Here is a 17,507-nt window from a genome sequence, read left to right as displayed (position 1 = left end):
ATGCGCTTCTTTCGCCGCCGCGGGCGGGACGAGCCCGCCGATCCGCGGACCGCGTGGCCGCGGCAGGAGGTCCCCGCCGAACCCGAGGCGGCCGCGGCCGCCTTCTGGCGGCAGTGGTTCGCGCTGTTGCCGCAGGTCAACGCGGCACTCGGGGACCGGGAGCCGCAGCGGATCGAGCACGAGCTGTGCCGTGCGGTCGCGCTGGTGCATCCCGACCTGCATTTCTCCCTCGAACGGGGGCAGCGGGCGGTGTACGCGCTGGTGGTCAGTGGCCAGGAGGACCCCGGCCTGCGCCCGTACACCGACGCGTGGAAGGCCGCGGCACCCGAGGAGGACGCGATCTGGGAGTACCACGACTCGGTGCCGCCCGTGCCGGACCCGACCGAGGTCACCGTGAACCTCGGCGCGCACCGCATTCCCCTGGGTGAGGTCCGCGTGGTGGCGCAGGTCGACCAGGCCGAGGCCGTGGTGGACGTGGCCGTGCACCACCCGCTGCTGGGTGAGCTGGAGGAGGCCGCCCGCCAGGCGATGACCTTCCTGCCGCTGGACGCGACCCTGGGCGAACGGCTCGCCGCCGAGCGGCTACGCAGGGTGGAGACGGCCGAGGCCGAGCCGAGCGGGACGATCTCCCTGCTCGAGCTGCGTGACCTGGTGCGAAGGCTTGCCGGACATGAACCTGTCGGTGGTGCTGACTAAGCTGCGTGACTGTGAGCAGCGACGAGCTTCCAGTGGACCAGGTGGACGCGGACGCGGCGCAGGACCTCGCGGACGTGCCCGCGCGGGTGCGGGACCGGCATGCCGAGCTGGCCGAGGAGGTCAGGGGGCACCAGTTCCGCTACTACGTGCTGGACGCGCCGACGATCTCCGACGGCGCGTTCGACGCCCTGCTGCGCGAGCTGGTGGAGCTGGAGCAGACCTACCCCGGTCTCGCTTCCCCGGAGTCGCCCACCCAGCAGGTCGGGGGCACCTTCTCCACCGACTTCGCCACGCATGACCACCTCGAGCGCATGCTCAGCCTGGACAACGCGTTCGACCTGGAGGAGCTGCAGGCCTGGGTGGACCGGGTGGAACGGGAGGTCGGCGGCTCGACCCGGTACCTGTGCGAGCTCAAGATCGACGGCCTCGCGATCAACCTGCTGTACGAGCACGGCCGGCTCACCCGTGCGCTGACCAGGGGTGATGGCCGTACCGGCGAGGACGTCACGTTGAACGTCCGCACCCTGGAGCAGGTACCGGAGACGTTGAGCTCCTCGCCCGAGTTCCCGGTGCCCGCACTGGTCGAGGTGCGCGCCGAGGTGTTCTTCCGGATCGAGGACTTCCTCGAGCTGAACGCCGGGCTGGTGGCCGCGGGCAAGCCGCCGTTCGCCAACCCGCGCAACACCGCCGCCGGCTCGTTGCGGCAGAAGGACCCCAGGATCACCCGCAGTCGCAAGCTCCGGCTGATCTGCCACGGCCTCGGCAGGCGGGAGGGGTTCGAGCCGGAGCGCCAGTCCGAGTCGTACCAGGCGCTGGCGACCTGGGGGCTGCCGGTGTCCGAGCACGTCCGGGTGATCGACACCGCCGGGGGGTTGGTCGAGCACATTCGGTACTGGGACGAGCACCGGCACGACGCCGAGCACGAGATCGACGGCGTCGTGGTCAAGGTGGACCAGGTGTCCCTACAGCGCAGGCTGGGCAGCACCTCGCGGGCGCCGCGCTGGGCCATCGCCTACAAGTACCCGCCCGAGGAGGCGAACACCACGTTGCTGGACATCCAGGTCAACGTGGGCCGAACCGGGAGGGTGACCCCGTTCGCGGTGATGGAACCGGTGAAGGTCGCCGGTTCCACGGTCTCCATGGCCACCCTGCACAACGCCGAGGAGGTCAGGCGCAAGGGCGTGCTGGTCGGGGATCGGGTGGTGATCCGCAAGGCGGGCGACGTGATCCCCGAGGTGCTCGGACCGGTCACCGAGGTGCGGACCGGCGAGGAGCGCGAGTTCCTGATGCCGACCCGCTGCCCGGAGTGCGGCACCCCGCTGGCGCACCAGAAGGAGAGCGATGTCGACATCCGTTGCCCGAACGCGCGCTCCTGCCCGGCGCAGCTGCGCGAGCGGCTGTTCCACCTGGCCGGTCGGGGCGCCTTCGACATCGAGGTGCTCGGCTACGAGTCGGCGACCGCCTTGCTGGACTCCGGCGTGGTGGCCGACGAGGGGGACATCTTCGATCTGGACGAGGACAAGCTCATGCAGGTCGAGCTGTTCCGTACCAAGGCGGGGGAGCTCTCGGCGAACGGGCACAAGCTGCTCGCCAACCTGGAGGCGGCGAAGGACCGGCCGCTGTGGAAGGTGATCGTCGGCCTTTCCATCCGGCACGTCGGCCCCACTGCGGCACAGGCGCTCGCCAGGGAGTTCGGTTCCCTGGAACGGATCGAGAACGCTGACGAGCAAGAACTATCCGATGTGGATGGTGTGGGGCCGACGATCGCGCACGCGGTGCAGGAATGGTTCTCCGTCGACTGGCATCGCGAGGTGGTGGCGAAATGGCGCCGCGCGGGCGTGCGCATGGCGGAGGAGCGGGACGAGTCCATCCCACGCCACCTCGAGGGTCTCTCCATCGTGGTCACCGGCTCCCTCGCGGGGCTTTCCAGGGACGAGGCCAAGGAAGCGATCATGGCGCGCGGCGGGAAGGCCGCGGGTTCGGTGTCCAAGAAGACCGCTTTCGTGGTCGCCGGGGACACCCCGGGTTCGAAGTACGACAAGGCAGTGCAGTTGAAGGTGCCGGTGCTGGACGAGGCCGGTTTCCGCGTTCTGCTGGACCGCGGCCCGGAGGCGGCGGCCGAGCTGGCGCTGACCACGGGAGAGGAAGCCGAGTCGGATGGGTAGTGATGTCACGGTACGGCTCGCCAGACCGCAGGAACTGACCGAGATCGGCGAGATCACGGTCGCCGCCTACCGGGCGGACGGCTTCGCGGGTCCCGCGGTGGAGGACGGCTACGCCCGCCAGCTGCGTGATGCCGCGCGCCGCGCCGAACACGCCGAACTGCTGGTCGCCGTGGACGAACAGGGCGCCGTGCTGGGCTCGGTGACCGTGGTGCTGCCGGACACCGAGTACTCCGAGGTCTGCCGGGCCGGCGAGATCGAGTTCCGGATGCTGGCGGTGGCACCGGCCGCACGGGGACGCGGGGTGGGGGAGGCCCTCACCAGGGCGGTGCTGCGGCGGGCACGGGAGGAGCGGGCGACGCGGGTGGTGCTGTGCAGCCTGGACCTGATGCGGACCGCGCACCGGCTCTACGAGCGGCTGGGCTTTCAGCGGATGCCCGAACGCGACTGGTGTCCCGCGCCGGACGTCCGCCTGCTCTGCTACGGCCTGGAGTCAGCGGCGTCGCTTGCGGTAGAGCACGACGACCGTGCTGCCCGCCAGGATCAGCCCGGCTAGGATCACCGGCGCCACACCGATGTGCTCCAGCACCCAGTCGGTGACCCGGCGACTGCGCGAGGTCGGATCGGCCAGCACGATGGCCACGAACGCGGCCGCGAGCACGGTGACCCCACCCAGCAGCCACTTACCGAACGGCCTGCTCAACCCGGCGCGGTCCCGGATGACCCGCCCCGCCCGCAGGATGCGCCCCGCGCGGAGCACCCGCAGCGTCCCGATGGACAGCAGCAGCCGGATCACCTGCACCGGACCCACCACGAAGATCACCGCGGGTACCGTCGCCGCCGTCACGACCAGCGTCCACCGGTGCCGCCGGATCCAGTCCCGGACGTCGTCGCTGAACCACAGCAGGACCAGCGACTCACCGAGCAGGACCACCAGCGAGGCCCAGTTGAGCACGTTGCCCACGACCGCCGCGGCACCCTCGGTGGTGGTGAGGAAGACGGCAGGCACCGACACCAGCGCCGCGATCAGGACCGGTATGGCCAGCCGCTCCTCCATCTCCCCGGCACGGTCGTCACGCGCGGGGTCCTGGGACGAGCTCATCACCACCCAGTCTAGTTCGTAGCCGGGTACCGGCGGCGCGCCGACCTGCGCCGAAGGGAACAGGCAGCGACTCGGGTGAGCCTTCGCGCGCATTTACGGCGATGTTTCTCAGCGCATTTCGTCCCGGTCGGATGTGGGTAGAATTCACCACGGCGGAGATGTGTTAATGTGAAGATTGTCTCTGCGCGTTGCCTTCCGTGTGGTATCCACTACATCTTCGATAGTCCGTAGTTGGCCTGAGCGGCTCGGACGACTGGTGGGAACATTCGAATGCTGGTGGGAGCACGATGACGAATACTGGGTGGCGGACGCTTGCCGGCGCGGTTGGCGCGATCGCGTTGCTCGCCGGTTGCAGTGGCGCCGGCGAGGACGAACCGACCTCGCGGAACGTGCTGGGCGACCTGACCACGTTGGACCCGTGCAGCCTCGCCGAACCGGATGAGCTCGCGGAGTTCGGCCACGCGTCGATCGATGCCGAGCGGGACTTCACCCAGTTCGACATGTGCCTGGTGGATATCGACATTGCGGATGACGACATCGGGGTGACCGTCGGGTTGCTGACCGAGTTGGACAATTATCCCGAGTTGGCCGACAATCGCGTTCGGGAGTTCGATGACGGAATGTGGGTCGGGCAGGACCAGGGTGAGGGCTGGTGCTCGCAGGCACTCGTGTTTGCCGACGACGTTACCCTGGATGTGTCCGCCAGCGGTGGGGATGACCAGCAGCAGGAGCTGTGCACCGTCGCGGGCACGGCGATGGACACGGTGGTCCGGAAGGTACGGGACGACGCGGTCGAGCAGCGGGACCCGGCCACGAACTCGTTGCAGTCGATCGACGCGTGCGACCTGTTGCCGGGCGGCGCCGCCGGGCTGTCGCCGGAACTGGCGCAGGCTGAGCAGGTCGCCAGCCCTTCCGGCCAGCGGTGCCGGTGGGACCCCTCGCCCGAGGAGTGGGACAGCGCGTACGCCTCGGTCCGGTTCGGTTACGGACCGGAGCCGGACACGAAGGGGCACGGTCACAAAGAGACCGAGATCGCCGGCAGGCGCTCGGTGACCGGGAAGGTCTACGAGCGTGGGTCACGCAACCACGACGTCGCGTTCTGCACCGTCGAGACAGCACATATCCCCTTCGGCGGCGCCGGGTCACCGGGCGCGGTGGAGATCGCCGAGGTGCTGGTGTCGCTGCCGGGCACCGATGGGGACGGGGAGACCATGTGCGCCAAGGCCGAACAACTCGCCGGGGACGTGTGGGCCGAGCTGCCCCCGGCGTGAGGTGCCCGGTAGGTGGTCAGACCCGGGCCGAGGTCCGCGCCGGCCACGCCTTGGGCTTGCCGAACGTGATCGGGTGTACGTCGGCCACGTCGATGGTGAAACGCCATTCCTTGCCCGCCCGGGTGTTCTCGGCCGGGTCGAAGAAGCGCAGCTCGATGTCCCAGCAGTCGCTGTCGACCCTGCCGTAGGGACTCCTGCTTACCGAGATGGCGTCCAGTACCAGGTGCTCGGAGGTCGCGGCGGTGAACACGGTCGCGGCCTGCATAACGTTCGTGACGGCATAGTTCAGCGCCCGCTCCGGTGACGAAAGGCCCAGGTTTCGCCGGTCCGCGTAGGCTCGGTCGAGGAATGCCCGGAACTCCCGCAGGATCCGCTCCCTGAGCTCGACCGGCATGGTGGCGGTGAGCCGGTCGATCGCCTGTTTCGAAAGGTACTCGGTGTTCCACCCGGACAGGCCCCGGGCATGGCCGACGTCGAGGATCGGCACTGCCCGCCCGGACCGGAGCGTGGTCAGCTCGCTGGTGACCCGGGCGGGAAGCGAGCACCGGTCGAACGGGGTCGGGCTCGGATCAGACCCCGGGCCGGGCGGGGTGACCTGGTACTCGAACAGGCGCACGAGTCGGCGGTGGATCTCGGCGACGTGGGTGCCCGTAGGCCGGATCGCGTAGACCGGGGCCAGGTCCAGGTCGAGAGTCCAGATCAGGTCCGCCGCGTCCGCCGGGTTGTCCCGCAGGTGCCTGACCATGGCTCGCGGGTCCTCGAGTGGCGGGAACCGGTCCCGGCGCCGCTGGGTACCGAAGTCGTAGCCGATCGTGCCGAGCGGGTATACCGGTGTTCCCGGTGGCGGCAGCGGGAGGTCGGCCGAGGCCGTGCTCAGCGTCACCGAGTCGGGGGCATCGGCGGCGGCGAGGCGGGTGGCGCCGGGCACGTTCAACCGTCCCGCCAGGCAGCGTTCCGGTTCGTCCCGGGCCTGTTCCGCTGTGCACGGCAGCGCGCTGGCGACCAGCGCGTCCCGGACGGAAAGCGGATCAGCGGGCAGGCCGCGCCGCCTGCGCAAGCTTGCCAGCAGCGCGGCGACGCCTGTCACGATGGGAGTGGACACGCTGGTGCCCTTGTGCGTCGCCGCGCCCCCTCCGGGAGCGGCGGCGGTCACGCCGCCTCCCGGGGCGACGATGCCGTGGGTGCCGAACTCCGGTCCCCAGTTGCTGAACTTGAACATGATTCCGCTGTCGTCGAAGGCACCGACGGCGAGTACCCCCCGCAGGATGCCGGGGGCGACCAGCGTACGGCCGTAGTCGTTCCCGGTGGGCGCGACGATCAGCACCCCCGCGTCCACCGCGGCGGCCACGGTTCGCTCCAGCACCGGGTACGCGGCGCCGGACAGCGTGGCGTGCACGGGCGCGAAGTGGATGATCCGGGCCCCGGCCTCGACCAGAACCTCGACGGCTCGCGCCAGGTTCAGCGGATCGCGTGCTGTCTCCGGGTCCCGGACCGCGGGAACCGCGATGCCCCGGCACCGCGGCGCCACACCCGGGGACGAACTGCCCGGTTGTCCGAACAGGACACTTGCGACGTAGGTCGCGTGTTCGACCACGGGTGTGGCGGGCGGGATGTCCGGCAGCCAGCCCGGTTCGATCACCGTGATGTCGGCGCCCGCGAAACAGGGATGGGACAGGTCAGGATGCCCCTCCACGAGCCCGACGACGATCTCGGGGTCGCCACGGGTGTGCTGCCACAGGTCGCGGACACCGGGGATCTCCTCGATGGCTGTCATCCTGGTTACGCGCCTCGCGAGCTCGGAGCCGGCACGTCGTGGGCCGAGACGGCCATCCGGTCGTAGCCGGGATACGCGAACTGCGGTGGATCGTTGAAGTTGTAGTGGTGCCGAAGCCTGACGGTCAGGTAGACGATCCGGTCGATGTCTCCACCGGAGTTCGCATAGGCCTCCCGCACGATGGCGAGGTCTTCCAACCGAACCAGTGCGGGTCGTTGTACCGGTGGTGCTTGCACGGGCGTCGGGAAACTCATCGGAATTCTCCTGCTGGTGGTTTGTTCACGGTGCCGCGAGGGCGATCCGCCGGACGGGACCTCATGCCTCGCTCCAGGACCGCACCCCGCCGACCGTCACCGGATACACGTCGCTGACGTCGATGGTGTACCGATATACCCGGTACGCGCGGTGGGTGTTCTCCGGGTCGAAGAACCGGAGCTTGATGTCCCATGAGTCGCTGTCCATGCGCCCGTACGGGCTCTTCTCGACGCTGATCTTGTCCATGGACCGCTTCTTCTTGTTCTCTTCGACGAAGATCTGCCTGGACAGGAAGGCGTTGGTGGCGGCGAAGTTCAGTGCCCGGTCGGCCGAGGTCGAGCCCAGGTTGCGCATGTCGAAGTAGATCCGGTTGAGGAAGTCGCGGAGGTTCTGCGCGGCCTCCTGGTCCAGGGACAGCCCGGCCAGCCGGGCGAGGTCGTCGCCCTCGTCCGACGCGGTGTCCGGGACCGGGGGTTGGACGAGCGTGTTCACGTCCCAGCCCACGAGCCCGCGGACCTGGTCGATCGTCACCGCGGGGATGGCCTGCCCGGAGAACAACCGCACGGTCTGCCCGCCGAGACGGCCAGGAAGAGCGACCCGTTCCACTCGCCGCTTGCCCGTCCTCCCCTTGATCGCCTCGACGATCGGTCCGGACGCGTCGTGGTACACCCGGTAGGCGGTGGCGGCGGACTGCTCGGCGTAGCCCTTGATGTCGTCGATCTTCGTCTGTCCGGTGATCTTGCTGAGGGACTCGTCGATCTTGTCCAGCTTCGTGCTCGAGTCCTCGAGTGCCCGCCGCACGGCCTCGATGACCTCGTTGTCGGTCAGGTACTTCGCCTGCTTGGCCCGGTCGAACGCGCTCGTCAGGTGGTCCGTGGCATTCCTCGCCTGCTGGGCAGCGGTATGGGCGAGCCGTGTGACCTCCTGCTTGCTCGAGCTCATCGCCGCATCACTGTGTGCTTGCTCCGCCGCGTGCCTTGCCGACAACGCGTCCCGCAGCGCCCGCACGATGCCCGCCATGAGGTCGATCTCGTCGTCCGCCGCGGACGAGGCGTCGGCCTGTGCCTCCAGCAGGCTGACCAGCGTCCGGTAGACCTCCGGGCCGTAGCTGCCGATGGGTTCGACCGCGTAGATCGGGGTGAGCTCGAGGTTGAGTGTCCAGATCAGGGCCGAAGCCTCGGACGGGTTCTGCTTGAGGTAGGCGACCATCTGCCGGACGTCATAGGGGTTCGCCTGTATCGGGAGCCCGCCCGGGCCCTGCGTCGGGGGCATGAGCTGCTTGAACGAGTCCCGGCGCGCTTCCGAGCCGAAGTCGTAGCCGAGGATACCGACGGCGTACACCAGCCGCTGCCAGGACTCGGACACCGGCTCCCCGGACGGAGGCACCGACTCGGAGGTCACCAACTCGTGCTCGGGCTCCGCATCGAGCGCCCGCGAAACCGGAGTGAGTGCGTGGCCGGCCGCTTCCGGCTCCGCCGGTGTCTCGACCGGCGGTTCGACGGCGGGTTCAGGTGCGCACTCGCAGGACACCTGCACGGCGGTGTCGGCCTGTTCTTCCACATGCTTGGTCATCGCGTCTACCGCTCCTTCTATGTTGAGTGTCCCGGCCAGGTATCGCAGGCAAGCGACCGGATCGCCGACCGGGCACGGATCTGCGCTTTCCAACAGGAGGGTGCGGACGGCCCGCGGCCGTGCGGGCAGGCCCGCCCGGACCCGCAGGCTCAGCAGGAGGGCGGCCACCCCCGAGACGATCGGGGCGGCCATGCTGGTACCGGTTCGCCGGGCGATCCCGCCGCCGGGGCAGGCACAGGTGATCTGCTCGCCGGGGGCGAGGATGCCGTGGTGCCGGTAGCCAGGGCCCCAGTTGCTGATCCGCATCGGCTCGCCGGCCCTGTCCATGGCACCGACCGCGACCACGGCCGGCAGCGCCGCCGGGACGTGGTCACAGAAGCACCCGTCGTTGCCCGCCGCGGCGACCACCAGCACGTCGTTGTCGTGGCACAGGTCGATCGCACTGGCCAGGGTTCCGTCCGCGCCGCCGGAGGGGCTCAGCTTGCCCGCACTGATGTTGATCACGTGGGCCCCGGCCTCGACCGCGAGTTCGATCCCGCGGGCGAGGTCCACCTGGGACGGTTTCGGCCGCTGGTCGGAGAAGACGGGCACGCTCAGCAGCCGGCAGCCGGGTGCGACCCCTGCGACCGGGCTCGCATGTTGTGCCGCCAGTATGCTGGCTACCGCCGTTCCGTGGGCGGTCTTGCCTCCGGCCGGGTTCTCCCGCGGCCACACGCCGCCGACCTCGTGGAGCGAGGCTCCGGCGAACACCGGATGGTCGTGGTCGACCGGCCCGTCCACCACGGCTACCCGGATGCGGTCGTCGCCCGTTGTCCGCTTCCACAGCTCGCCAATTCCCGGAATCGCCGGCACCTCACCGGCGCTGTTTCTCATGCCGCAGCGCTCCCTCGACGCGATCGAGTGCGGGCCTACCCGGTTCGGGTGCCTGCCGGAATTCCGGCAGGCACCCGAACACGAGTGGAAGGTCACTCGTCGGACTCCCCTGCGAACGGGATGTCCTTCCAGGTGATCCCGCCAAAGATCGATTCGTCGACGGTGTCGCCGAAGCTCGCCGTTCCGGTAGCCTGCCTGGTCACCGGCTCCGCGAGCGTCGGCGACATGGCGGTTGCCAGATCTTCGGACATAAATCATCACTCCCTGAACAGATAAACCGTCACCTCGCGATATCCGCGAGTTCGCTGATGAATCAGCTCCCGAAGCCTCCGGAGGATTCCTATTCGAAGGCAAGTTCAAGGTAGCCAATTTTCTCGGGTCTCGTCAATTGCACGTAGGTGGGTTGCTCGAAGCCCGGTGGGTGTATTGACGTTACTACGCGTAATCCGAAAGAAATGGTTCGAACCTACATTCAGGGATCCCTCGGAAGGTAATTCACTTTTCAGTAAATGCGCATCCGGGGTGCGAGGGAGAAGGTGTTCAGCACTCAGCGTGCTCGTTGCCTGTGCTTGTGTTCGCCCGCGGCGCGACGACCTCACACCTTGTCACGGCAAGTGCAAGTGCAGTTACTCGAAGTGTTCATGGTTGCGCGGCACGAGTCGTCCGAGGCCGGTGGCGTGCCGGAACCCGGATAGCCGAGACGCGATCACGGACGGTCGCGCGGGCGCCGTCCGGGCCGGGGTTTCGCGGTCAGCCGTCCAGGACGACGGCCACGATCCCGGCGAGGTGTGCCAGCCTGGCCACCTCGGCCGCGCGGAACATCGGCCCGCCGGGACGCCCGACCAGCAGCGCCCGGTCCGGTTTGCCGAGCGGGGTGGCGGCGAGCTCGGTACCGAGCTCCTGCCAGGTCGGTGGAATCCAGGACTCCTCGGAGTCCAGCACCGTGGCCCGTTCCAGCGGCAGCCACGGTAGTTCGGCGATCGGTGCCTCGGGTGCGGCGCCCGAGGAGGCGAGCCGCTTCACGGTGGCGTCGGACTGCCTGCGCACCACCAACGACCAGCCGGCACGCACGATCTTGGGCACGCCCTCGGCCAGGATCTCCAGGCCGGCCGCGGGCTGCCCGGCGATCTCCTCGACCAGTTCCAGTTCGCGGTGGGTGTCCAGGACCCCGGCGTAGGGCCGGACGGCGTCCACCTCGACGCCCTCGACACTCTCCGCCGCGGTGATCAGCGCGTCCGGCAGCCGCCCGGAGGGTAGCTCGACCACCAGGTCGTCGATGGCCAGTCCGGAGCCGCGCTCCACGACATCGAGGCTGAGGATGTCCGCGCCGACCATGCCGAGCGCCGTGGCCACCGCACCGAGGGTCCCAGGGCTGTCCGGGAGCTGCACCCGGATCAGGAAGGACAACGCGAACCCCTCTCGGGTCTGAAAGCTCCAGCCTCGCCGTGGAGCCGCTCTTGCCGACCGCTGATTGTGACAGACTCCGACCGCGCGATGGCATACCGTCCGCAGAGCGCGATCATCTTGTGCCCTGGTGTCGATAACCCGGTCGTGCGGGCGGCGAGCGGGACCATAAACTTGCGTACTTGACAAGGACCGACCAGCACACTCCGGGGGTTACCCGCGTGCCCAACATTTCCCGCGACGAGGTCGCACACCTCGCCAAGCTGGCCAGGCTGGCCGTCACCGAGGAGGAACTGGACACCTTCGCCGGCCAACTCGACCAGATCCTGGACGCCGTGGCCAAGGTGGGTGAGGTCGCGGCCGAGGACATCCCGCCGACCTCACACGCCGTGCCGCTGACCAACGTTTTCCGTGACGACGTGGTCCGCCAGGGACTCAGCCAGCAGCAGGCGCTCGCCGGGGCGCCCGCGGCGGAGGAAGGCCGGTTCCGGGTACCGCGGATCCTGGGGGAAGAGCAGTGACCGATCTGACCGAGCTGACCACGCTGCCGGCCGCCGAACTGGCGGCGAAAATTCATGCCCGCGAGGTGACCTCGGTCGAGGTCACCAGGGCACACCTGGACCGGATCGCCGCGGTCGACGACCACGTGCACGCGTTCCTGCACGTGGACCGCGAGGGCGCGCTGGCCGCCGCGGAGGCCGTGGACGCCGACCTCGCCGCGGGCAAGGCGCCCGCCTCGCCGCTGGCCGGGGTGCCGCTCGCGCTCAAGGACGTGTTCACCACCAAGGGCATTCCCACCACCTGTGGTTCGAGGACGCTGGAGGGTTGGGTTCCGCCCTACGACGCCACGGTCACCCGCACACTGCGTGAGGCCGGGGTGGTGATTCTCGGCAAGACGAACATGGACGAGTTCGCCATGGGCTCCTCCACCGAGAACTCCGCGTTCGGGCCGACGCACAACCCGTGGGACCACGCGCGTATCCCCGGCGGCTCCGGTGGTGGTTCCTCGGCCTCGCTGGCCGCGTTCGAGGCTCCACTGGCGATCGGTACCGACACCGGCGGGTCGATTCGCCAGCCCGGCGCGGTGACCGGCACGGTGGGCGTCAAACCGACCTACGGCGGGGTGTCCCGCTACGGCCTTGTCGCCTTCTCCTCCTCGCTGGACCAGGGCGGCCCCTGTGCCAGGACGGTGCTGGACGCGGCGATGCTGCACGAGATCATCGGCGGGCACGACCCGATGGACTCGACCTCGATCGACGCCCCAGTCCCCCCGGTGGTCGCGGCGGCCCGCGAGGGCGCCCGGGACGGCCTGAGCGGGGTGCGGGTCGGCGTCGTCAGCGAGTTCCGCGGCGAGGGGTACCAGCCGGGCGTGCTGCGCTCCTTCGAGGCCGCCGTGGATCAGCTTCGCGCGCTCGGCGCCGAGGTGGTCGAGGTGTCCTGCCCGCACTTCACTTACGCGCTGCCCGCCTACTACCTGATCGCGCCCAGTGAGGCCTCCTCGAACCTGGCCCGGTTCGACGCCATGCGCTACGGCATCCGGGTGAGCGACGACGGTACGCACAGCGCCGAGGAGGTCATGTCCCTGACCAGGGAGGCGGGTTTCGGTCCCGAGGTCAAGCGGCGGATCATGCTCGGCACCTACGCGCTGTCCTCCGGCTACTACGACGCCTACTACGGCTCGGCGCAGAAGGTGCGGACGCTCATCATCCGCGACTTCGACGCCGCGTTCGAGCAGGTCGACGTGCTGGTGTCGCCGACGACGCCGACCACGGCGTTCAAGATCGGCGAGCGGGTGGACGACCCGCTCGCCATGTACCTCGCCGACCTGTGCACCATTCCCTCGGACCTGGCGGGCAACGCCGCGCTCAGCGTGCCGTGCGGGCTGTCCGACGAGGACGGCCTCCCGGTGGGTCTGCAGGTCATGGCGCCCGCGCTGGCCGATGACCGGCTGTACAAGGTCGCCGCCGCCTACGAGGGGGCGCGGGACGCGGCCGCCGGTGGCTCGCTGGTACACCAGGTTCCGGAGCTGAATGGAGGGGCACGGTGACGGCTGTGGCCGAGTTGATGGACTACGCGGAGGTCGTCGAGCGCTTCGACCCGGTGCTCGGGCTCGAGGTGCACGTGGAGCTGTCCACCGCGACCAAGATGTTCTGCGGCTGCCCGAACCTGTTCGGCGGCGAGCCGAACACGCATGTCTGCCCGACCTGCCTCGGCCTTCCCGGCGCGCTGCCGGTGGTCAACGGCAGCGCGGTGGAGTCGGCGATCCGGATCGGCCTCGCGCTCAACTGCGAGATCGCGCCCTGGTGCCGGTTCGCCAGGAAGAACTACTTCTACCCCGACATGCCGAAGAACTTCCAGACCTCGCAGTACGACGAGCCGATCGCCTTCGACGGTTACCTGGATGTGGTGCTGGACGACGGTGAGGTCGTCCGGATCGGCATCGAGCGGGCGCATATGGAGGAGGACACCGGCAAGTCGCTGCATGTCGGCGGTGCGACCGGGCGGATCCACGGCGCCGAGCACTCGTTGCTGGACTACAACCGGGCCGGGGTGCCGCTGATCGAGATCGTCACCAAGCCGATCACCGGGATCGGCGAGCGGGCGCCCGAGGTCGCCCGTGCCTACGTCACCGCCCTGCGTGACCTGCTGCGCGCCATGGATGTCTCCGATGTGCGCATGGACCAGGGCTCGTTGCGCTGTGACGCGAACGTCTCGCTGATGCCCAGGGGCGCCACCGAGTTCGGTACCCGCACCGAGACCAAGAACGTCAACTCGTTGCGCAGCGTGGAACGGGCGGTGCGGTACGAGATGACCCGGCATGCCGCGATCCTCGCCGACGGCGGCGGCATCCGGCAGGAGACCAGGCACTTCCAGGAGGCAGACGGCACCACCTCGGCCGGTCGCACCAAGGAGACCGCCGAGGACTACCGCTACTTCCCCGAGCCGGACCTGGTGCCGATCGCGCCCTCCCCGCAGTGGGTCGAGCAACTGCGCGGCACCCTGCCCGAGTTGCCGTGGGAGCGGCGCAAGCGCATCCAGCAGGAGTGGAACCTCACCGACGAGGAACTGCGGGACCTGGTCAACACCGGCGCCGCCGACCTGGTCGCGGCCACCGTGGACGCCGGGGCCGAGCCGGGCGAGGCACGCAGCTGGTGGGTGCAGTACCTGACCCAGCAGGCCAACACCCGCGAGGTCGAGCTCGCCGGGCTGCCGATCACCCCGGCGCAGGTCGCCACCGTGATCGGCCTGGTCAAGCAGGGGGAGCTGACCAACAAGCTCGCCCGCGAGGTCGTGCAGGGCGTGCTCGACGGCGAGGGTGAGCCCGGCGAGGTGATCGAGCGGCGCGGGCTGAAGGTGGTCTCCGACGACTCCGCCCTGATCGCCGCGGTGGACGAGGCGCTGGCCGCGCAACCGGACGTGGTGGAGAAGATCCGTGGCGGCAAGGTGCAGGCCGCCGGCGCGATCGTGGGCGCGGTGATGAAGGCCACCAAGGGCCAGGCCGACGCCAAGCGGGTGCGCGAACTGATCATGGAGCGCTGCCGGTAGCCCCGGGCGGGCCGTGACGATCCGTGCGGCCCACCACTACCTTGAGCCGTTCGGATCCCGCTGGAGTCGGTGGCAAAGGAGTTGGAGTGAGCCGCGCTACCAAGCGCACGGAACCTGCCCGCTTTCGCCTGCACGCGGTCACCTGGCGGCAGTGGCTCGGCTTCGGGGCCGGGCTGCTCGCCACGATCGCGCTCTTCCTGCCGTGGACGGTGCTGAGTTCGGACGACCCTGAGCTGGCCGCGGCACTGTCCGAGCTGCCCGCCGCGGACGTCGTGCGGGACGCGTGGAGTTCGGGGGTGCTGGCCTGGGGCCCGCCGTTGCTGCTCCTGCTCGCCGGGGTCGCCGTACTGGCGTTCGGGCAGTTCCGCGCGGTCCGGGTGGCCGGGCTGCCGCAGTTGTGGCTGGTCGCCACGATCGTCGTGCTCGCCCTGCTGGTGCTCGCCTGGGTGGGTATCGGGTGGCAGTTCGGCGCCGAGGAGCACGCGCTGCTCGACGAGGCGGGGGTGGCGGTGGCCGCCGGCTTCGGTCGTTACCTCGGGATGGTCGCGACCGTGGCCTCGTTCGTCGCGGCCCTGCTGGAGGTGCTGGCGAGTCGCCGGCGCAGGTGACCGCCGCGGCGGCCGGTCAGTCCCGGCCACCGCCCCGGTCGCTGGGCTGGATCGGGAGCACCACGGTGCGGTCGTCGCTGGAGACCGGCTCACCACCGTCCTTGTTGACGGTGCCGACCACCGCGGTCGTCTCGTCGACGATGGCCATCCCGGCGAGCTTGCCGTAGGACCTGGTGTCCTCGCCGTCCAGGATGGTCGCCGGCTCGCCGCCGACCGAGCCGTCGTCGGACACCGGCAGCAACTGCACGTTGCCCGCCTGTGCGGTGGCGAGGGCCACCACCGTGCCGGTGTCCGCGCAACCGGCGACACCCGGCTGGTCCGGCCAGGTCCAGGCGGGTGTGCTGAGTGGTTTCCCGTCCTCGATCCGGTAGATCGCGTCCTTGCCCGGTCCGCGGTCGGTCACCCAGCGCCGGGAGCCGTCAAGGGACTGGCAGAGGCCACCGGGGCTGTGCAGGCCGCCGGCCAGCACAGCGGAGTCCGGGGTCGGGTTTCCCTTCGCCGGGTTGCCCGTGGTGTCGATCCGCAGCACCTTTCCCGCCAGCGAGTTCGGGTCGGCCGCCGCCCGCTCGTCCCCGGCGTTGCCGGTGGCGACCAGCAGGGCACCGGTGCGGTCGGTGGCCAGCGCCCCGCGGTTGCCGGTCGGCCCCTTGGGAATGCCGGTGAGGATCGGTTTCGCCGGTTGCCCCTTGGCGAAGCGAACCACCCGGTTGTCGGTGGCGGTGGTCACGTACGCGAACACCAGCCGGTCCTCGGCATAGCTGGGGGAGAGGGCCAGTCCGGTGAGCCCGCCGTCCCCGGCCGCCTGCACCGTGAGTGTGGCGAGTTCCTCCTTCGTCGGCCCGCTCTGGGTCCGCGCGGTACGGAACACCTTGCCGCTCTTGCGTTCACCGGCCAGCGCGCTCATGTCCGGCAGCACGGCCACCGCCGCCACGGTGTCCATGCAGGTGCCGAGTACCGCCTGGTCGAAGTCGGTGCAGCCTTCCGGCGGCGGGATCGAGGTTTGCGGTGTGCCCGGCGTCGCCGGCCCCGCCCCGGTGCCGTCCGCCTCGGGTAGCTGGGGCTGCGGGCCGGCTTCCGGGGTCAACTTCGGGGCCGGTTCCCAAGTCTGTCCCGCCACGGAGTCGTCGAACTCGGCGCAGCTGGACAGCAACAACCCGCCGGCCAGCAGCGCCAGCGGCCAGCCGGTGTTCCTCCTGAACCGGGTTCGCACCCTGCCGAGCCTATGTCGCCCGTGGTGAATCTCGAGTAAGTGGTGTCGGATGGGGGAGGCGCAGGCCACGTAGGCTCGATAACGTGGCGATCATGACGGTAATCGTGCTGGTTCCCGACGATGACGGGATGGACGCGCTCTCGGTCGTCGACGGTGTCCGCCCGGTTCGCTACGAGTGGGGCGAGCCGTTGCCGCCGGAGGCGCGCGAGGCCGAGGTGTTGATCCCCGGTTTCCACGGTGCGCCCGCGGACGGGTCGTTCTTCGCCGGACTGCCCAGCGTGAAGCTCATCCAGCTGCTCTCGGCCGGCGCGGAGGACTGGGTGTCGGGCGTGCCGGAGGGCATCCTGCTGTCCACCTGTCGCGGGGCGCATGGCGGTAGTACCGCCGAATGGGTGGTGGCGGTGCTGCTGTCCATATACCGCGAGCTGGTCAGCTTCGCCGCGGACCAGGACGCGCGCAGGTGGAGCAGGCGCACCACGGACAGCCTGCAGGGCAAGAACGTGCTGATCGTCGGTGCGGGTGACCTCGGGACCCGGTTGCGGCACAGGCTGGAACCGTTCGACACCAGGGTCACCATGGTAGGTCTCACCTCGCGGCCGGGGGTGCACGCGGTCGAGGAGTTGCCGGACCTGCTCGGTGACCACGACGTGGTGGCCCTGATGGTGCCGCTGACCTCCCGCACGCACGGCATGGTGGACGCCAAGTTCCTGGCCGCGATGTCCGAGGGGGCCATCCTGGTGAACGCCTCCCGCGGCCGGGTCGTGGACCCCGACGCGCTGCTCGCGGAGCTGCGCACCGGGCGGCTGCGGGCCGCCCTCGACGTCACCGATCCCGAGCCGCTGCCGCCCGACCATCCGTTGTGGACGGTTCCGGGCCTGGTGCTGACCCCGCACGTCGCGGGTGCCGCCCGCGGGGCGCAGCGCCGCTCCTACGCGGTCGCGGCCTCGGAGATCGAGCTCTACGTCAACGGCGAGCTACCGAAGAACCTGGTGCACGGCGAGTACTGAACCCCCCCGGGGGGCCTGAACGTGGCG

16 protein-coding genes are annotated in these 17,507 nt (G+C 69.9%); 9 read left to right on the top strand and 7 right to left on the bottom strand.

Going from position 1 to position 17,507, the window contains the following annotated elements:
- Genes FB471_RS33605 through FB471_RS33595 form a run of 3 tightly spaced genes read left to right on the top strand, consistent with a single transcriptional unit; the run spans position 1 to position 3,414 of the window.
- Entirely contained in the window at positions 1–696 is a 696-nt protein-coding gene (locus FB471_RS33605) for a hypothetical protein (RefSeq protein WP_142003830.1), read from the top strand.
- An 11-nt stretch (positions 697–707) separates the two neighbouring features.
- On the top strand, positions 708–2,861 hold the full coding sequence (ligA, locus tag FB471_RS33600) for an NAD-dependent DNA ligase LigA (RefSeq protein ID WP_142003829.1): 2,154 nt from the start codon (positions 708–710) through the stop codon (positions 2,859–2,861).
- On the top strand, positions 2,854–3,414 hold the full coding sequence (locus FB471_RS33595) for a GNAT family N-acetyltransferase (protein WP_142003828.1): 561 nt from the start codon (positions 2,854–2,856) through the stop codon (positions 3,412–3,414). The genes ligA and FB471_RS33595 overlap by 8 nt, the downstream gene beginning before the upstream one ends.
- On the opposite strand, the gene FB471_RS33590 is transcribed toward FB471_RS33595, so the two are convergent.
- Entirely contained in the window at positions 3,352–3,960 is a 609-nt protein-coding gene (locus tag FB471_RS33590) for a hypothetical protein (RefSeq protein WP_142003827.1), read from the bottom strand. The two genes, FB471_RS33595 and FB471_RS33590, sit on opposite strands and share 63 nt — an antisense overlap.
- Positions 3,961–4,247: 287 nt before the next feature.
- On the opposite strand from FB471_RS33590, the gene FB471_RS33585 reads away from it, so the two are divergent.
- Entirely contained in the window at positions 4,248–5,231 is a 984-nt protein-coding gene (locus tag FB471_RS33585; protein ID WP_142003826.1) for a DUF3558 domain-containing protein, read from the top strand.
- Positions 5,232–5,247: 16 nt separating this feature from the next.
- Here the strand turns inward: FB471_RS33585 and FB471_RS33580 are convergent, their stop codons facing one another.
- The 5 genes from FB471_RS33580 to FB471_RS33565 form a co-directional block, all read right to left on the bottom strand.
- The gene (locus tag FB471_RS33580; RefSeq protein WP_142003825.1) at positions 5,248–7,005 is read right to left on the bottom strand and encodes a cyanobactin maturation protease PatG family protein; all 1,758 of its coding nucleotides are present in this window, start codon (positions 7,003–7,005) and stop codon (positions 5,248–5,250) included.
- 5 nt (positions 7,006–7,010) lie between these two features.
- On the bottom strand, positions 7,011–7,259 hold the full coding sequence (locus tag FB471_RS33575) for a hypothetical protein (RefSeq protein ID WP_142003824.1): 249 nt from the start codon (positions 7,257–7,259) through the stop codon (positions 7,011–7,013).
- A 61-nt stretch (positions 7,260–7,320) separates the two neighbouring features.
- Positions 7,321–9,705, bottom strand: coding sequence for a PatA/PatG family cyanobactin maturation protease (locus FB471_RS33570; protein WP_170221084.1), 2,385 nt, complete (start codon positions 9,703–9,705; stop codon positions 7,321–7,323).
- Between the two features lie 92 nt (positions 9,706–9,797).
- A complete protein-coding gene (locus tag FB471_RS34310; protein ID WP_170221083.1) occupies positions 9,798–9,956 on the bottom strand; it encodes a hypothetical protein in 159 nt (52 codons plus the stop codon).
- A gap of 499 nt (positions 9,957–10,455) precedes the next feature.
- Positions 10,456–11,112 carry an ACT domain-containing protein gene (locus FB471_RS33565; protein ID WP_142003822.1) on the bottom strand — a complete coding sequence of 219 codons (657 nt, stop codon included), beginning with the start codon at positions 11,110–11,112 and terminating at the stop codon, positions 10,456–10,458.
- A 218-nt stretch (positions 11,113–11,330) separates the two neighbouring features.
- Here FB471_RS33565 and gatC point away from each other — a divergent pair, with 218 nt between their 5' ends.
- The 4 genes from gatC (at position 11,331) to FB471_RS33545 (ending at position 15,263) form a co-directional block, all read left to right on the top strand.
- Entirely contained in the window at positions 11,331–11,630 is a 300-nt protein-coding gene (gatC, locus tag FB471_RS33560; RefSeq protein WP_142003821.1) for an Asp-tRNA(Asn)/Glu-tRNA(Gln) amidotransferase subunit GatC, read from the top strand.
- A 5-nt stretch (positions 11,631–11,635) separates the two neighbouring features.
- Positions 11,636–13,156, top strand: coding sequence for an Asp-tRNA(Asn)/Glu-tRNA(Gln) amidotransferase subunit GatA (gene gatA / locus FB471_RS33555; RefSeq protein ID WP_142003990.1), 1,521 nt, complete (start codon positions 11,636–11,638; stop codon positions 13,154–13,156).
- Positions 13,153–14,655: an Asp-tRNA(Asn)/Glu-tRNA(Gln) amidotransferase subunit GatB gene (gene gatB, locus FB471_RS33550; RefSeq protein WP_142003820.1), complete on the top strand. Its 1,503-nt coding sequence runs from the start codon at positions 13,153–13,155 to the stop codon at positions 14,653–14,655. Before gatA ends, gatB begins: the two co-directional genes overlap by 4 nt.
- Positions 14,656–14,741: 86 nt before the next feature.
- Positions 14,742–15,263: a hypothetical protein gene (locus tag FB471_RS33545; RefSeq protein WP_142003819.1), complete on the top strand. Its 522-nt coding sequence runs from the start codon at positions 14,742–14,744 to the stop codon at positions 15,261–15,263.
- A gap of 16 nt (positions 15,264–15,279) precedes the next feature.
- Here FB471_RS33545 and FB471_RS33540 read toward each other — a convergent pair whose 3' ends face one another.
- Entirely contained in the window at positions 15,280–16,473 is a 1,194-nt protein-coding gene (locus FB471_RS33540; RefSeq protein ID WP_142003818.1) for a PQQ-dependent sugar dehydrogenase, read from the bottom strand.
- Between the two features lie 92 nt (positions 16,474–16,565).
- On the opposite strand from FB471_RS33540, the gene FB471_RS33535 reads away from it, so the two are divergent.
- Positions 16,566–17,480 carry a 2-hydroxyacid dehydrogenase gene (locus FB471_RS33535; RefSeq protein WP_142003817.1) on the top strand — a complete coding sequence of 305 codons (915 nt, stop codon included), beginning with the start codon at positions 16,566–16,568 and terminating at the stop codon, positions 17,478–17,480.
- Positions 17,481–17,507 lie beyond the last annotated feature (27 nt).

It is taken from the genome of Amycolatopsis cihanbeyliensis, from assembly GCF_006715045.1.
In the GTDB taxonomy this organism is placed as follows: domain Bacteria; phylum Actinomycetota; class Actinomycetes; order Mycobacteriales; family Pseudonocardiaceae; genus Amycolatopsis; species Amycolatopsis cihanbeyliensis.
Note: the sequence above shows the minus strand (reverse complement) of the source record. Positions and strands in the feature narration are given on the sequence as shown.

What these genes read in the sequence shown, in the direction of transcription:
- FB471_RS33605 (WP_142003830.1), top strand. Translation starts at nt 1, where the DNA reads ATGCGCTTCTTTCGCCGCCGCGGGCGGGACGAGCCCGCCGATCCGCGG.
- FB471_RS33595 (WP_142003828.1), top strand. Translation starts at nt 2,854, where the DNA reads ATGGGTAGTGATGTCACGGTACGGCTCGCCAGACCGCAGGAACTGACC.
- FB471_RS33590 (WP_142003827.1), bottom strand. Translation starts at nt 3,960, where the DNA reads ATGAGCTCGTCCCAGGACCCCGCGCGTGACGACCGTGCCGGGGAGATG.
- FB471_RS33585 (WP_142003826.1), top strand. Translation starts at nt 4,248, where the DNA reads ATGACGAATACTGGGTGGCGGACGCTTGCCGGCGCGGTTGGCGCGATC.
- FB471_RS33580 (WP_142003825.1), bottom strand. Translation starts at nt 7,005, where the DNA reads ATGACAGCCATCGAGGAGATCCCCGGTGTCCGCGACCTGTGGCAGCAC.
- FB471_RS33575 (WP_142003824.1), bottom strand. Translation starts at nt 7,259, where the DNA reads ATGAGTTTCCCGACGCCCGTGCAAGCACCACCGGTACAACGACCCGCA.
- FB471_RS33570 (WP_170221084.1), bottom strand. Translation starts at nt 9,705, where the DNA reads ATGAGAAACAGCGCCGGTGAGGTGCCGGCGATTCCGGGAATTGGCGAG.
- FB471_RS34310 (WP_170221083.1), bottom strand. Translation starts at nt 9,956, where the DNA reads ATGTCCGAAGATCTGGCAACCGCCATGTCGCCGACGCTCGCGGAGCCG.
- FB471_RS33535 (WP_142003817.1), top strand. Translation starts at nt 16,566, where the DNA reads ATGACGGTAATCGTGCTGGTTCCCGACGATGACGGGATGGACGCGCTC.